This window comes from Oceanimonas sp. CAM02, from assembly GCF_032842915.1.
Classification (GTDB): domain Bacteria; phylum Pseudomonadota; class Gammaproteobacteria; order Enterobacterales; family Aeromonadaceae; genus Oceanimonas; species Oceanimonas smirnovii.
This window is the reverse complement of sequence record NZ_JAWJBK010000021.1, coordinates 160,460-174,793: the sequence shown is the minus strand read 5'-3', so window position 1 is coordinate 174,793 and position 14,334 is coordinate 160,460. Positions and strand designations below refer to the sequence as shown.

Below are 14,334 nucleotides of genomic sequence, written 5' to 3'. Positions count from 1 at the left end.
GTAGTGACTGAATCAGGGGCGGAAGATAACGATGAACAAATTTAAACAACGGCTGGGCACGTTGTGGCCCTTTTTCGGCTTTGTGGTGCTTAACCTGGGGCTGTTGAGTGGCAGCCGGCTGGGGCTGGCGCTGTGGCAGGCTGAGCGGGTGAGCGACGCCGGCGGCTGGGGGCCGGTATTGCTGCAGGGACTGCGGGTGGATGTATCTGCCCTGTGCTGGCTGTTTGGCGTGCCGGCGGTACTGACCCTGCTGCTGGCTGGCAGGCAGGGGCCGGGCCGCGCCTGGATGGGGCTGATGCGGTTGTGGCTGACCATGGGTACCGGCCTACTGGTGCTGCTGGAGCTGGCCACCCCGGCCTTTATCAATACCTATGATCTGCGCCCCAACCGGCTGTTTATTGAATACCTGATCTACCCGAAAGAGGTGTTCGGCATGCTGTGGCAAGGCCACCTGCCGGCGGTATTGCTGGCCGCCGTGCTGATGCCGGCGGCGCTGTGGGGGCTGTGGCGCTGGTCGGGCCGGCTGTGCCGTGAGCTGACCATGCCCGCCTGGTACTGGCGGCCTGTGCTGGCGCTGCTGGTGCTGGCCCTGGGGCTGCTTGGCGGCCGCTCCACCCTGGGGCACAGGGGGCTGAACCCGGCGCTGGTGGCTTTTTCCACCGATCCGTTGGTGAATGGGCTGGCGCTCAACTCTGCCTACTCGGTGGGCTTTGCGCTCAGGCAACTGGGCAAGGAAGAAAGCGCGTCCTCTCTTTATGGCCGTATGGAGCAGGGCGAGTTGCTCGCTACCCTGCATCAGGCTCAGGGGCGGCCGGAGCAGGATTATGTGTCGGCCGCGCTGCCGAGCCTGACCCACAACACCTCCAGCTACCGGGGTAAGCCGAAAAACCTGGTGATTATTCTGGAAGAAAGTCTGGGTGCTCAGTTTGTGGGCGCACTCGGCGGGCTGCCGCTGACGCCCGAGTTTGACAAACTGGCCCGGCAGGGCTGGCTGTTTGAGCAGTTGTATGCTACCGGTACCCGCTCGGTACGGGGCATAGAAGCGGTGGTGACCGGTTTTACCCCCACGCCGGCCCGGGCCGTGGTCAAGCTCGACAAGAGCCAGACCGGTTTTTTTACTCTGGCGCAACTGCTGCGGGAGCGGGGTTATCACACCCAGTTTATCTATGGCGGCGAAAGTCATTTCGACAATATGGCCAGCTTTTTTCTGGGTAACGGCTTTGAACATATCGTGGATCAGCGGGATTTCGAGTCACCGGCCTTTGAGGGTTCCTGGGGGGTGAGTGACGAGGATCTGTTTGCCCGGGCGCATCAGGAATTTGAACGATTGCATGATAAGGGCAACCCCTTTTTCAGCCTGGTGTTCAGCTCCAGCAATCACGATCCCTTTGAGTTTCCCGATGATCGCATCGAGCTGTATGAACAGCCCAGGGCCACCCGCAATAATGCCGCCAAGTATGCCGACTACGCCCTGGGCCGTTTCTTTGAGCAGGCACAACAATCGGATTACTGGCAGGATACCCTGTTCCTGGTGGTGGCCGATCACGACTCGCGCACTTATGGCCCCGAGCTGGTGCCGGTGCCGCACTTTCGTGTGCCGGCCCTGCTGCTGGGCGAGGACATAGCCCCCCGGCGTGATGGCCGTCTGGTAAGTCAGATTGATCTGCCGCCGACGCTGTTGTCGTTAGCCGGTATCGACAGCGACAACCCCATGCTGGGGCGGGATCTGACCCGCTATTCGCCCAACCGGGCCCTGATGCAGTTCGATCAGAATTTCGCCTTGCTGAAGGGGGAGGACATGGTGGTGTTGCAACCGGAGCAGGATGCCCTCGGCTTTCAATACGACTCCGGGCAACAGGCGTTGACCCCGGCACCGCTGGACACCGAACTGGCCCAACAGGCTAAGGCCTATGCCTTGTGGGGCAGCCTGGCCTATCAAAACGGCTTGTATCGCCTGCCGGATGAGAGCGCGAACGTGGCCCTGAATGAGGAGTCGTCTGATGAAACCCGGTGATACTGGCATCGTACGGGTGATGCGCGCCTTTGGTTACTCCCGTCAGGGGCTGGCCAGCGCCTGGCGGAGTGAAGCCGCCTTTCGGCAAGAATGCTGGCTGGCACTGGTGCTGGTGCCGGTGGCGCTGATCTGGAACCCGGGGCTGGTTCCGACCTTGCTGCTGATTGCCAGCCTGCTTCTGGTACTGATCGTGGAGCTGCTCAACTCGGCGATTGAAGCGGTGGTGGATCGTATTGGCCATGAGCATCATGAACTGGCCGGGCGCGCCAAGGACATCGGATCTGCGGCGGTGCTGGTCACCCTGGCACTGGCGGCGCTGGTGTGGCTGGGAGTTTTTCTGGGACAGTAGAGCAGCGCTCCGGCTGTCAGTTTTATCACCATAGGGCGTGTTGCAGCCGAGGCGGGGGTTCGCTAACGCCGTCGCTTGCGCTAAACTCGGCATCTGAACTTTCACACTCGGACATATGAACATGGTTACACTGCACACTACCTACGGCGATATTACTCTTCAGCTGTTTGCCGACAAGGCACCGGAAACCGTTGCCAACTTTCTGCAATACTGCCGCGATGGTCACTACGACAACACCCTGTTCCACCGGGTGATTGACGGCTTCATGATCCAGGGCGGCGGTTACGGCCCGGGCTTTGAAGAAAAAGAAACCCGCGCGGCCATCAAGAACGAAGCCGACAACGGCCTGACCAACAAGGTAGGCGCCATCGCCATGGCCCGCACCATGGAGCCGCACTCCGCCACTGCTCAGTTCTTTATTAACGTGAACGACAACGATTTTCTGAACTTCAAGTCTGCCACCACTCAGGGCTTTGGCTACTGTGTGTTCGGTGAAGTGAGCGAAGGCATGGACGTGGTGAACAAGATCAAGGGTGTGGCCACCGGCACCCGCGGTTACATGCATCAGGACGTACCGGTAGATGACGTGCTGATCACCGGCGTGACCGTCAGCGAATAAGTTACCTCGGCGTGTGTTGCAATGCCCGCTACGGCGGGCATTGTTGTGTCTGAATCCGGATTTTTTTATGCCCCATACCCTGTTTATTGCCGACCTGCACTTAAGCCCCGGCCGCCCTGATATTACGGCGGCCTTTCTGGCCTTTATGGAAACGGAAGCATCGAAGGCCGATGCCCTTTATGTGCTGGGGGATCTGTTTGAATTCTGGGTGGGCGACGACGAACCCAGCGAGCTGAACCGGCAAGTGGCGGCGGCGTTCAGGGCCTGCCGTGCTCCTGTGTATTACATTCACGGCAACCGGGACTTTATGATAGGCCGGCGCTTTGCCGCCGAGGCCAACATGACGCTGCTGCCCGAGCACAAGGTGATTGATCTCTACGGCACGGCCACCCTGATTATGCACGGCGACACCCTGTGCATTGATGACGCCGGCTATCAGCGTTACCGCCGCATTACCCGGCTTCGCTGGCTGCAATGGCTGTTTTTGCGCCTGCCGCTGACAAAGCGACTGGGCATTGCCGACGGCATTCGCGGCAAAAGTGCCGAGGCCAAGCAGGATAAAAGCATCACCATTATGGATGTGAACCAGGGCGAGGTGGAGCGGCAAATGCGCAAGGCCGGGGTGCAGCGGCTGATCCACGGTCATACCCACAGGCCCGCCATTCACAATCTTGAGCTGAACGGCCGGCCGGCCCGGCGCATTGTGCTGGGCGACTGGTATACCCAGGGCAGCGTGCTGCGGGTAACGCCCGAGCGTGTTGAGCTGCAGAGCCGTGAGCTGGAGGAAAGCAAATGACAGTTCCGTTCCAACCTTTTGAGCAGGATATTATTGCCTTAATCAGTCAGGCCAGGCAACGTGCCGCTGTTGCCGTGAATAGCGAACTTACCTTGCTCTATTGGCATGTGGGTAAGCGTATTAACCAAGAGGTTCTGGAAGGCGAGCGTGCCGAATATGGCAAGCAGGTGATAAGTCAGCTGGCCAAACGGTTGACCACACAATTTGGCAGAGGCTGGAGCAAGCAACAACTTCGTCATTGCATGAAGTTTGCCGACAGCATCAAGGATGCCGATATTGTCTCTGCACTGCGGAGACAATTGAGCTGGACCCATATTAAGGCATTGATTTATATAGATGATCCCTTGAAGCGTGACTTTTACGCTCAAATGGCCATTACCGAAGGTTGGTCAACCCGCACTTTGGATCAGCGTATTGGCTCCATGTTGTTTGAGCGTACCGCCATTTCAAAGAAGCCAGATGAAACTATCAGGGCTGAGCTGAGCACCTTACGTGGTCAAGGTAAGCTCAACGAAAGCTTGTTATTGAAAGACCCCTATTTACTTGATTTTCTTGATCTGAACGATCGCTATCTGGAAAAAGATCTTGAAGATGCGATTTTAAGAGACATTGAAAACTTTTTGCTGGAAATGGGGGCTGGTTTCACTTTTGTTGCCAGGCAAAAGCGTATTCAGATTGATGAAGATGACTTTTACATTGACCTGCTTTTTTATAACCGCAAATTGAAACGGCTGGTTGCCATCGACTTGAAAACAGAAAAGTTCAAACATGCCCACAAAAGCCAAATGGAGCTTTACCTTCGCTGGCTGCAGAAATACGAGCAGGAAGAAGGTGAGCTGCCACCACTTGGCATTATCCTTTGCAGCAGCAAGAAGCAGGAGCAAATTGAACTATTGGAGCTGGATAAGTCGGGCATTCATGTGGCTGAATATCTCACAGTGTTACCACCGCTTGAAGTACTAAAGCAGAAACTACATCAGGCTACCGAAGTAGCAAGGCTGCGACTGGCTCAGGATTCCTAAGGAAATGATATGAAACCGGGCAAAACCGGATTGACACGGATCATCGCGGCCCTGGGCTATTCCCGCCAGGGGCTGGTGAGTGCTTATAAAAACGAGGCGGCCTTTCGTCAGGAAGTGTGGATTGCGCTGGTGCTGGTGCCCTTTGCCTTCTGGCTGGAGCTGCCGCTGGCTCATACCCTCTGGCTGGTAGCAAGCCTTGCCATGGTGTTGGTGGTGGAGCTGCTCAATTCTGCCATTGAGGCCGTGGTCGACCGCATCGGCCCCGAGCATCACGAGCTGTCCGGCCGGGCCAAGGATACCGCCTCGGCGGCGGTGCTGATCACATTGTTGCTGGCCATATTGGTGTGGATCTTGGTGCTGACTCATCATTTTTTGTGAGGAAGATCGGGTTTAGCGGTATTGGTAGTGGCACACCGGTAAAATTAATAACAAAGCATTAACAATGCAAATGGCCGGATTTGAACTATTCATTTCTGTTATGGCCGCTTTCTTTCTAGCATCAGGGTCATGCGCTCATCAGCCAGTTTCGGTGCGCAGTTAACCACTCTGTTACCAAGCCAGAAGGAAGGAACCTTATCATGCAGATGCCCAACACCCTGACCATTCCCAACGGTGAAAAAGTCCGCGGCATGTTTTCCGAGGCGGAAATGCGTTCCCGCCAGCAAAAGTTGCGCCAGTACATGGCCGGCAACGATGTAGACGCCGTACTGTTCACCTCTTATCACAACATCAACTATTTCAGTGATTTTGTGTACTGCCGGTTTGGCCGGGACTATGGTCTGGCGGTGACCCAGGACATTCACACCACCATTACCGCTAACATAGACGGCGGTCAGCCTTACCGGCGCAACGCCCTGGGTGACAACCTGGTATATACCGACTGGCAGAAAGACAACTTCTTTCGTGGTGTGCAACAGTTGATTGGCGGTGCCCGCCGGGTGGGGGTGGAATTTGACCACCTGAGCCTGCAGAACCTCGACAAGCTCAAGGCCGCCATGCCGGACGCCGAGTTCGTGGACATTGGCCTGCCCACCATGAAGATGCGCATGATCAAGTCGGCGGAAGAAATTGCGCTTATCAAGCAGGGTGCCCGGGTAGCCGATGTGGGCGGTGCCGCCATTCGTGACGCCATTGGCGTGGGCGTGCCGGAATACGAAGTGGCGCTGGCCGGCACTCAGGCCATGGTGCGCGAAATTGCCCGCACCTTCCCCCATGCCGAGCTGATGGACACCTGGGTGTGGTTCCAGTCAGGCATTAACACAGACGGTGCCCACAACCCGGTGACCAGCCGCAGAATTGAAGCCGGCGATATTCTCAGCCTGAACACCTTCCCCATGATCGGTGGCTACTACACGGCGCTGGAGCGGACCCTGTTCAGCGAGCACGTTTCCGACCGTCATCTGGAGCTGTGGGAAATCAACTGCAAGGTGCACCGTCGCGGGTTAGAGCTGATCAAGGCCGGCAACCGCTGCTGCGACATTGCCGCCGAGCTGAACGAAATCTTTGCCGAGCACGATGTGCTGCAGTACCGCACCTTTGGTTACGGCCACTCTTTTGGCACCCTGAGTCACTACTACGGCCGCGAGGCAGGCCTGGAGCTGCGTGAAGACATTGAAACCGTGCTGGAGCCGGGGCATGTGGTCTCCATGGAGCCGATGATCATGCTGCCGGAAGGCCTGCCCGGTGCCGGTGGCTATCGTGAACACGATATTCTGGTGATCAGTGAAAGCGGAGTAGAGAACATCACTCGTTTCCCCTTCGGCCCCGAACACAACATCATCAAGGGCTGATGAACAGCAGGCTCGCTCGCAAGGGTGGGCCTGCTTTGTTTTAGGAGGTAGAAATTATGTTGATTGAATCCTGGACCATGGAGTGGTTTGCCTTTCTTAACGCCATCATTCTTGCCTGGGCCGCCCTGGCCTATGTCTACCGGGAATATGTGCGCAAGCCCTGCCGCTAATCCGTAAAACATCAAAGGGAATTTGTGATGGAAAACTATTCATTTTTAAACTGGGCCCTGTTGCTGGGCTCATTCGGTGTTTTGATCCTGATCGGCTGGCTGTCCAGCCGGGTAGTTAAAGACAGCGATGAAACCGGCTTTCTGGTGGCTGGCCGCAGCCTGGGCCCCTTTGTGGGGGCGGGCACCATAGTGGCCACCGGCTTCAGTGGCTGGGGCTTTATGGGATCGCCCGGCGTGGCCTATGAGTTTGGCTCGGTGGAAGTGCTGGGCAATTTCTTTTTTGCGCCGGCCATGGTGATTGCCGTGCTCTATTTTGCTCATTTTCTGCGCCGGCGCGCCGATGAGCTGGGCAGCTGCACCATTCCGGAATATGTGTCTCAGGTGCATGGCGGCGGCCAGAAACTGGAGCGGCTGGTAAAAGGTGTGGCTGCGGTGATCACCATAGTGCTGCTGCTGGTGTTTCTTACCAGTCAGATCAAGGCGGTAGGGCTGCTGGGGGCGTCCTGGCTGGGCATTACCCTGACCGAAAGCGCATTGCTGATGATCTCGGTGATCATCCTTTACACCATGCTCGGTGGCCTGGCTGCCGTGGCCTGGACCGACACCCTGATGGTGGCGGGCATGGGCATAGGTGCCCTGGTGATGATGGTGCAGATTTTTACCGACATCAGCCTTACCGACATGATAGACAGGCTCAATGCCATTGATCCGGAGCTGCTCAACCCCACCACCTCGGATCCCTACGGCGACAGCAAGGGCTCGGTATTTCTGGTGCTGCCCTATGCCTTCCTGTTTACCGCCGTGCTGCCTTACATGGCGGTGCGTTTTCTGGCGTTCAAGCCGACGGTAAAAATGCACCATGTGGCCATTTGGGTGGCACCCATGGGTTGCTTGCTGAGTCTGGTGCCCATAGTGGGTATGTATGTGCGGGTGGCGCATCCTGAGCTGGCGGAAGCGGATCAGGCCATGCCGGTGTATCTGGCCAAGTTTCTGCATCCGGCGCTGGCGGGCATTATTACCCTGTTTATTCTGTTCGCCATGAAGTCCACCGCCAACTCGCTGCTGCACACCGTATCGAGTGCGGCGTCTCACGATCTGCGCACTGCGCTGTTTCCCGAGAGCAAGGCCTCCGGTGCCCGTATTTTGTGGATAAACCGCATCTGGGTGGCCATTCTGGGCTTGGTGGGCTTTTTAATGATGCTGTATGCACCGCCCTTTATGCTGTCCTGGCTGGGCATTCTCGGCTCCGGCACCCTGCTGGCGGTGATGATAGGCCCAGTGTTTATCTCGTCCTTCTGGCAGGGCAACGGCTATGGTGCCCTGGCGGCCATGTTCACCGGCCTGGTCACCAGCGGCAGCTTTTTGCTGTTTACCGAGGTGGGCTGGGTGGAAGGGCCGCTTTATGGTTGTCTGGCGTCTTCTGTCATCTATATCACAGTGAGCAAGCTGACCCAGTCTGCCCCGGCAGGAGCCATGGCCCGCAGTTGCTGAGTGGTTTGCAGGCCGGGGTTATTCCCGGCCTACAAGGTGTTCAGCCCCTGCTTCAGATAATCCAGCAGCATTTGGCCTGCCGGGCTGAGGCTGCTGTTGTTATAGCAAAAACCGATGGAAACCGTGCCCAGATCCGGGCAGTGAGCAAAGCGGGATGAGGCTTCCAGCCCCTCGGGCACGGTACTTTTAGACAGCACACTAATGCCAAGACCTGCCTTTATGGCCGACTGAATGCCCAGCAAGCTGGACGAGCTGTATACCACCCGCCAGGGCAGGTTGGCTTTGTTCAGTGCATTAATAATGGTACGCCGGTACAAACACCCCTTTGGGTAAAGAATAAGGGGCAGTGGCTGGTCAGCCGAGAGCAGGATATTGCTGTTGCGCACCCATACCAGCGGCTCGGTAATGTAGTCGGTCAGCTGATGCTGCTCGGGCCGGCTTTCTTCAATGGCCATGACCAGGTCATAGGCCCCTTTTTTATAATCACTGAGCAGGTTGGCACTGATATCACTGCTTACATCCAGCGTTACCCCCGGATAAGACTGCGCAAAGCGCCCAAGGGTGGTAGCCAGAAACGACACCTCAAAATCATTGGGAATGCCAAGGCGCACGGCACCACTGACTCTGGGCGTGCTCAGGCGGGAAATCAGCGTATCATTCAAATCCAGCATACGCTGAGCACAGGTCAGCAGCAGTTGGCCTTCTTCGGTCAGTTGCAGGCCCTGACCACGGTTGAACAGTTTTACGCCCAGCAGCTCTTCCAGCCTCTTCATCTGCAGACTGACTGCCGGCTGAGAGCGGCCCAGCCGTTCACCGGCGGGAGTAAAGCCGCCCAGCTGATTAATGGTAACAAAGGTGCGCAGCAAATCCGTTGGCAGGTTCTTCATGCTTGAAGTTACGCGATTAAGAAAACTAATAACGCTGTTTTTAACATTTATTTAATAAATAAAAAAGGGCCGGCACTTGTTAACGTACCGGCCCGTTTAGCTGTTAGCCTGAGTTATTCCTGTTCAGGTTTTGCTTTCTTGCGCTTGAGCGGTGCTGTGCCATCAGCAGATCCCAGGCCTTCGCCACCAATAAAGCCGGCCGGGCGCTTGGGGGTAGCCGGCTTGGCCGGTCCTTTACCTTTTTTACCTTTATAGGGAGCCGGCGTTTTATTGCCGGGCTTGCTCTGTGCCTTGCGTACCGGCCGCAGCCCCTTGAACTTGCCTTGCAGGCCTTCAATGTGGCTGAAGCTGATATTCCGCTGCAAAAAGGCTTCTACCCGTTTAAAGGCGTCCCAGTCGCGGGGGCCCACCAGCGAGATGGCAGCGCCGCTGGCGCCGGCCCGGCCGGTGCGGCCGATGCGGTGCACATATTCTTCCGGCTGCTTGGGCATATCGAAGTTAATCACCAGCGATACCTGCAGCAAGTCCAGTCCGCGAGAGGCCACGTCTGTGGTGATCAGCAGCTTGTACTGGCCCTTGGCAAAGGCATCCATAATGCGGTTGCGCTCGGCCTGGCTCATCTCACCGTGCAGCGCCGCCGTGGCCAGCTCCTGTTGTTGCAGGCGTTCGGCCAGCCGCTCGGTATCGGCCCGGGTGGCGGTAAAGATAATGGCCTGCTGATAGGTCTCGCTGGCCAGCAGGTGATCCAGCAGTGCCTGCTTGTGATCCAGATGATCGCCCAGCATAAAACGCTGCTCTATGTCTTTGTGTTCGGCATGAGCCTCACCAATGGCCACCCGTTTGGGCGCGTTCAGCAGCTTGGCAGCCATGGCGTTGGTCTCGGCATGGTCCAGGGTGGCGGAAAACATCAGGGTCTGGCGGCGGCGGTGATCCGCGGCCTGATGAATACGCTCCAGTTCAGGCGCAAAGCCCAGATCCAGCATGCGGTCGGCTTCGTCCAGGATCAGCAGCTCCAGGCCGTTCAGCATCAGCGAGCGGGCGTTCAGATGATTGGCCAGCCGCCCCGGGGTGGCCACAATCACATCGGGCTGGCGGCGCAGTGCCTTGAGCTGATCATTGAAGTTTTCACCGCCCAGCAGCAGGGCAATATTGAAATGGCTGCCGCACAGGGAGCGCAGCTGCACATATACCTGACGGGCCAGCTCCCGGGTGGGTGCCAGAATAAGTGCGCGCGGATCGCGCTTGCTCAGAGCCCGGCTTTTCATCAGCCGCTGCAGTGCCGGCAGCAAATAGGCCAGGGTTTTGCCCGAGCCGGTTTTGGAAGAGGCCAGCAGATCAAATCCGGCCATTACCACCGGCATGGCCTCTTGCTGAATGTCGGTGGGGTGTTCCAGCCCCTGATGGTCCAGTGCCCGGATCAGTCGAATATCCAGTCCAAAATCACGAAAAGTGTCGTTATGTTGCGCCAAGTAGCTGCTCCGCAAAGTTCGGGAAAAGTTCGGAAAAAGAAGTGTCCGGCAGGCGGCCGGCATGATTGCCGCATATTGTATAAGAAAGCGGAGCGCTTGTATTGTTGATGCGCCCACACAGCCAGCGCATACACTGAAAGGAGTATGCTGACTGAGCAGGAGTCGTTAATGGAGCAGAACCAGATATTATGGACACCGCCGGCACCGCTGCTGCAGCACAGCCAGATGGCCAAATACATGCGCTGGCTGAGCGGCCGGGGGCTGGGCAAATTTACTGACTATCAGGCTCTGCATGCCTGGTCGGTGCGCGAGCCCGAGGCCTTCTGGCAGTCGGTGTGGGACTTTTGCGGCCTGCGTTATGATCAGCCGGCCGAGCGGGTGCTGGGCCGGCGCAGCATGCCTGGGGCCGAATGGTTTGCGGGCATGCGCATGAACTTTGCCGGCAATCTGCTGCGCCATGGTACGGGGGCGCTGGCTAATGAAGAGGCCGTGGTATGCCACCGCGAACACGGCCCGCCGCAGCGTTATGACTTTGCCGATTTGCGCCGTGACACGGGCGCACTGGAAGCCTGGCTGCGGGCCCGGGGCGTAAAGCCCGGCGACAGAGTGGCCGGCGTGGTCACTCACGGTTACGAGGCACTGGTGACCATGCTGGCAGCTACCAGTATGGGAGCAATATGGAGCTCGGCCTCGCCGGACTTTGGTGCCGACGCCATTATCGACCGCTTTGGTCAGATAGAGCCGGCGGTGCTGCTGCTGGTAAACGGCTATCACTACAACGGCAAGCAGTATGACCGGCGGGACGAATTTGCCCGTGTGGTGCAGGGGCTGCCCAGTGTAAAGGCGGTGCTTGGCATTAACAGCCTGCCGAACACCGGCAGCCTGAATGTGCCCAACCTGACCAACTGGTCTGTGGCGCTGGCCGAAGGGCAGGGCAGTGAGCCTTCTTTCACGTCGCTGCCGGCGGATCATCCTGTTTATATTCTTTATTCCTCGGGCACCACCGGCAAACCCAAATGCATAGTGCACGGCGCGGCGGGCATGCTGGTAAACCACGCCAAGGAGCTGGTACTGCACGGCGACATGAGTGCCGGCGACCGGCTGATGTATTACACCACCTGCGGCTGGATGATGTGGAACTGGCAGGCCTCGGCGCTGCTGGCCGGGGTCACGCTTGTTACCGTGGACGGAGCCGCCGCCCACCCGGACATGAACCGGCTGTGGGCGCTGGCAGAGCAGGAGCGGGTCACTCACTTCGGCACCAGTGCGCGCTTTCTGGCGGAATGCCGCAAGGCGCAGCTGCAACCCGGTGAGCGTTTTGATTTAACAGCGATGCGAGTGTTGTTTTCCACCGGCTCGCCGCTGCTGCCGGAAGACTACGACTGGGTGTACAGTACACTGCCCGGACAGGTGCTGCTGGGCTCCATTGCCGGCGGCACCGATATTTGCGGCTGCTTTGTGGGTTGCTGCCCTCTGTTGCCGTTGCGCCGGGGAGAAATTCAGTGCCGCTTTCTGGGCGTGGACGTGGTGGCCATGAACGAGCAGGGCGAGGTGACCGACGGCCGGGGCGAGCTGGTATGCCGCCAGCCGCTGCCCTGCATGCCGGTAGGCTTCTGGCAGGATAACAACAACGAGCGCTACCGCGCCGCCTATTTTGACACCTTTCCCGGAGTATGGGCCCACGGTGACTTTGTGGCCTTTACCGAACAGGGCGGGGCTGTGATTTACGGCCGCTCCGACGCCACCCTTAATCCGGGCGGCGTGCGCATCGGCACCGCCGAAATTTACCGTCAGGTAGAGCTGGCCCCCAACATTAAAGACAGCCTGGTGGCGGGCCGGCAGATAAACGGTGACGTGGAAGTGGTGCTGCTGGTGGTGGCGGATCACAGGCTCTCGGAAGAAGAATGCAAGCTGCTGTGCCAGCGCATTCGCACCGGTGCCAGCCCCCGGCACATGCCCCGCCACATAGTGCAGGTGCCGGACATTCCCTACACCCGCAGCGGCAAAAAGGTAGAGCTGGCAGTGGCTCGCATGCTCAATGGCGGCAGCAGCAGCGACAACCGCGACGCCCTGGCCAATCCGGGTGCCCTGGATGCCATTCGCCAATGCCTGCAACAGGCCGGCCTGCTGGCCTGAGCTTGTCCGGCAAGCTCGGTGCTGACTGGCAGCGAGCAGACAACGCCGATGTTGCATGAAGCAGCAGTGGGAATTGCCGGAGCCGACCGTCAAATGCCATGGATGGCATTTGCCGAGCGCCCCATGGATGGGCTCGAAGCATGTCGGCGGAGTGCAACCGCACTGATGCTTCACGCTGCTACCTCAGCTGGCTGTCTTTACTGGCGCGGCGGTTAATGCCGCTGCTGCTACGATGCTTTTCCTGCTTGCTCTGGCACTCAATGCACAGCCGCACACCGGGCACCGCCTTGCGCCTGGCCTCGGGAATGGGCGCATCGCACTCTTCACAATGGCTCAGGCTGTCGCCGGCATTCAGCCGGCTGCGCGCATCCTGCACCGCGTCTTCCACACAGGCGTCTATCTGATCCTGCACGGCTCCATCCCGTGACCATCCACCTGCCATGATGACCTCCTGTGATGTAGTTATGCTCACCATAACCATAATGGCACCGAACACGAAATCGCGCCGTGCGCCGGGCGGCAAAACGCTTGGCTCAATATGGCATGCAGAGCAGGCCACTCCGGCTGCGACATAAGGTGTCCGTATGAAACCGTTTTACATGGCAAACAGCTGGTGTGCAGTTGCTTAATGGCTGCCCTAAGGCTTAACTTGAAAAGCTAATCAAAGGAGGCCACATGGATCTGATTCGAATTCTTATTGCCATTTTACTGCCGCCACTGGGCGTGTTTCTGCAGGTAGGGTTGGGCAAGCACTTCTGGATTAACATACTGCTGACCCTGCTCGGCTACATTCCCGGCATAGTGCATGCGGTGTGGGTGATTGCCAAAAAATAATGGGCGGGAACACCCAGCAAACCCGCGCAAAACTAGACCGCTGGCCTGGCTGCTGGACAGCACCATACGCCTGCCCGGCGGTTTTCGAATTGGCCTGGACGGCATTATCGGCCTGGTGCCCGGGGTAGGGGACCAGGCCGGAGCGGCTTTCTCGGGCTACATATTGCTGAAGGCTGCCCGCATGAAACTGCCATTCACCCTGCTGGCGCGCATGGGCTTTAACATACTGCTGGAAGTGCTGATCGGCAGCATTCCCCTGCTGGGGGATCTGTTCGACTTTGCCTTTAAAGCCAACAAGCGTAATGTGCGGCTGATAAGAAAGCACTTTGAGTCTATCTGAATATACTTAAATTGAGCTCAACCGCATCACCCAGCCAGTAAGCATGAGTCGTATGATCCGCCAGATCATCGCCGGTATCCGCATGCACCAGCACGCTCAGCTCGCCCCGGTGCTGATCCAGCCAAGGAATAAACCGATCAAAGTCGGCATGAGTGAACTTCACTTGACAGCTCCACAGAGTGTGCGGCCCCACCGGCTTTTGATGAATGCGGCCCACTTCCAGTGAAAACTCCTTGGCAATACGCTGGCACAGGGCAGTGGCAAACGCCAGTGTGCTTGCATCGAAATAGATATGGGCGTGGTAGGCGTCGTGATTATTTATTGGGCGTTTGGGGTTGATCATATGAGTTTCACTCTGGCAGGCTTATCCTCTTATTGAGGAAGGAGTAACGCCTCAAACACCGGCATGGTAAAGTT

15 protein-coding genes are annotated in these 14,334 nt (G+C 57.9%); 11 read left to right on the top strand and 4 right to left on the bottom strand.

Translation table 11 applies throughout. From position 1 onward, the window contains the following. Positions 1-31 precede the first annotated feature (31 nt). From R0I78_RS06745 to R0I78_RS06710, 8 genes are all read left to right on the top strand, one after another. Complete coding sequence (locus R0I78_RS06745; protein ID WP_317074778.1) at positions 32-2,014, top strand: LTA synthase family protein; 1,983 nt, start codon at positions 32-34, stop codon at positions 2,012-2,014. Further along, on the top strand, positions 2,001-2,363 hold the full coding sequence (locus tag R0I78_RS06740; protein ID WP_317074777.1) for a diacylglycerol kinase: 363 nt from the start codon (positions 2,001-2,003) through the stop codon (positions 2,361-2,363). The genes R0I78_RS06745 and R0I78_RS06740 overlap by 14 nt, the downstream gene beginning before the upstream one ends. Positions 2,364-2,484: 121 nt before the next feature. Beyond that, complete coding sequence (locus R0I78_RS06735; RefSeq protein WP_019934143.1) at positions 2,485-2,982, top strand: peptidylprolyl isomerase; 498 nt, start codon at positions 2,485-2,487, stop codon at positions 2,980-2,982. 67 nt (positions 2,983-3,049) lie between these two features. Then, on the top strand, positions 3,050-3,778 hold the full coding sequence (gene lpxH / locus R0I78_RS06730; protein WP_317074776.1) for a UDP-2,3-diacylglucosamine diphosphatase: 729 nt from the start codon (positions 3,050-3,052) through the stop codon (positions 3,776-3,778). Further along, positions 3,775-4,800: a YhcG family protein gene (locus R0I78_RS06725; protein ID WP_317074775.1), complete on the top strand. Its 1,026-nt coding sequence runs from the start codon at positions 3,775-3,777 to the stop codon at positions 4,798-4,800. Before lpxH ends, R0I78_RS06725 begins: the two co-directional genes overlap by 4 nt. A gap of 9 nt (positions 4,801-4,809) precedes the next feature. Next, positions 4,810-5,178, top strand: a complete 369-nt coding sequence (locus R0I78_RS06720; RefSeq protein ID WP_317074774.1) for a diacylglycerol kinase — start codon at positions 4,810-4,812, stop codon at positions 5,176-5,178. Between the two features lie 200 nt (positions 5,179-5,378). Further along, on the top strand, positions 5,379-6,590 hold the full coding sequence (locus R0I78_RS06715) for a M24 family metallopeptidase (protein WP_019934137.1): 1,212 nt from the start codon (positions 5,379-5,381) through the stop codon (positions 6,588-6,590). Between the two features lie 197 nt (positions 6,591-6,787). Then, on the top strand, positions 6,788-8,251 hold the full coding sequence (locus R0I78_RS06710) for a sodium:solute symporter (RefSeq protein WP_019934135.1): 1,464 nt from the start codon (positions 6,788-6,790) through the stop codon (positions 8,249-8,251). 29 nt (positions 8,252-8,280) lie between these two features. Here R0I78_RS06710 and R0I78_RS06705 read toward each other — a convergent pair whose 3' ends face one another. Together R0I78_RS06705 and R0I78_RS06700 are read right to left on the bottom strand one after the other, a co-directional pair. After that, complete coding sequence (locus R0I78_RS06705) at positions 8,281-9,138, bottom strand: LysR substrate-binding domain-containing protein (RefSeq protein WP_019934134.1); 858 nt, start codon at positions 9,136-9,138, stop codon at positions 8,281-8,283. A 113-nt stretch (positions 9,139-9,251) separates the two neighbouring features. Beyond that, entirely contained in the window at positions 9,252-10,607 is a 1,356-nt protein-coding gene (locus tag R0I78_RS06700) for a DEAD/DEAH box helicase (RefSeq protein ID WP_317074773.1), read from the bottom strand. Positions 10,608-10,751: 144 nt separating this feature from the next. On the opposite strand from R0I78_RS06700, the gene R0I78_RS06695 reads away from it, so the two are divergent. Continuing rightward, positions 10,752-12,743, top strand: a complete 1,992-nt coding sequence (locus R0I78_RS06695) for an acetoacetate--CoA ligase (protein WP_317074772.1) — start codon at positions 10,752-10,754, stop codon at positions 12,741-12,743. A 178-nt stretch (positions 12,744-12,921) separates the two neighbouring features. Here the strand turns inward: R0I78_RS06695 and R0I78_RS06690 are convergent, their stop codons facing one another. Beyond that, positions 12,922-13,185 carry a DksA/TraR family C4-type zinc finger protein gene (locus R0I78_RS06690; protein WP_317074771.1) on the bottom strand — a complete coding sequence of 88 codons (264 nt, stop codon included), beginning with the start codon at positions 13,183-13,185 and terminating at the stop codon, positions 12,922-12,924. A gap of 233 nt (positions 13,186-13,418) precedes the next feature. On the opposite strand from R0I78_RS06690, the gene R0I78_RS06685 reads away from it, so the two are divergent. Further along, entirely contained in the window at positions 13,419-13,577 is a 159-nt protein-coding gene (locus tag R0I78_RS06685; RefSeq protein WP_019934131.1) for a YqaE/Pmp3 family membrane protein, read from the top strand. Beyond that, on the top strand, positions 13,564-13,917 hold the full coding sequence (locus tag R0I78_RS06680) for a DUF4112 domain-containing protein (RefSeq protein WP_317074770.1): 354 nt from the start codon (positions 13,564-13,566) through the stop codon (positions 13,915-13,917). Before R0I78_RS06685 ends, R0I78_RS06680 begins: the two co-directional genes overlap by 14 nt. Here the strand turns inward: R0I78_RS06680 and R0I78_RS06675 are convergent. After that, the gene (locus R0I78_RS06675) at positions 13,910-14,260 is read right to left on the bottom strand and encodes a DOPA 4,5-dioxygenase family protein (RefSeq protein ID WP_317074769.1); all 351 of its coding nucleotides are present in this window, start codon (positions 14,258-14,260) and stop codon (positions 13,910-13,912) included. The two genes, R0I78_RS06680 and R0I78_RS06675, sit on opposite strands and share 8 nt — an antisense overlap. Positions 14,261-14,334 lie beyond the last annotated feature (74 nt).

Coding starts and splice junctions, on each gene's coding strand:
- R0I78_RS06745 (WP_317074778.1), top strand. CDS start 32: ATGAACAAATTTAAACAACGGCTGGGCACGTTGTGGCCCTTTTTCGGC.
- R0I78_RS06740 (WP_317074777.1), top strand. CDS start 2,001: ATGAAACCCGGTGATACTGGCATCGTACGGGTGATGCGCGCCTTTGGT.
- R0I78_RS06735 (WP_019934143.1), top strand. CDS start 2,485: ATGGTTACACTGCACACTACCTACGGCGATATTACTCTTCAGCTGTTT.
- lpxH (WP_317074776.1), top strand. CDS start 3,050: ATGCCCCATACCCTGTTTATTGCCGACCTGCACTTAAGCCCCGGCCGC.
- R0I78_RS06725 (WP_317074775.1), top strand. CDS start 3,775: ATGACAGTTCCGTTCCAACCTTTTGAGCAGGATATTATTGCCTTAATC.
- R0I78_RS06720 (WP_317074774.1), top strand. CDS start 4,810: ATGAAACCGGGCAAAACCGGATTGACACGGATCATCGCGGCCCTGGGC.
- R0I78_RS06715 (WP_019934137.1), top strand. CDS start 5,379: ATGCAGATGCCCAACACCCTGACCATTCCCAACGGTGAAAAAGTCCGC.
- R0I78_RS06710 (WP_019934135.1), top strand. CDS start 6,788: ATGGAAAACTATTCATTTTTAAACTGGGCCCTGTTGCTGGGCTCATTC.
- R0I78_RS06705 (WP_019934134.1), bottom strand. CDS start 9,138: ATGAAGAACCTGCCAACGGATTTGCTGCGCACCTTTGTTACCATTAAT.
- R0I78_RS06695 (WP_317074772.1), top strand. CDS start 10,752: ATGCTGACTGAGCAGGAGTCGTTAATGGAGCAGAACCAGATATTATGG.
- R0I78_RS06690 (WP_317074771.1), bottom strand. CDS start 13,185: ATGGCAGGTGGATGGTCACGGGATGGAGCCGTGCAGGATCAGATAGAC.
- R0I78_RS06685 (WP_019934131.1), top strand. CDS start 13,419: ATGGATCTGATTCGAATTCTTATTGCCATTTTACTGCCGCCACTGGGC.
- R0I78_RS06675 (WP_317074769.1), bottom strand. CDS start 14,260: ATGATCAACCCCAAACGCCCAATAAATAATCACGACGCCTACCACGCC.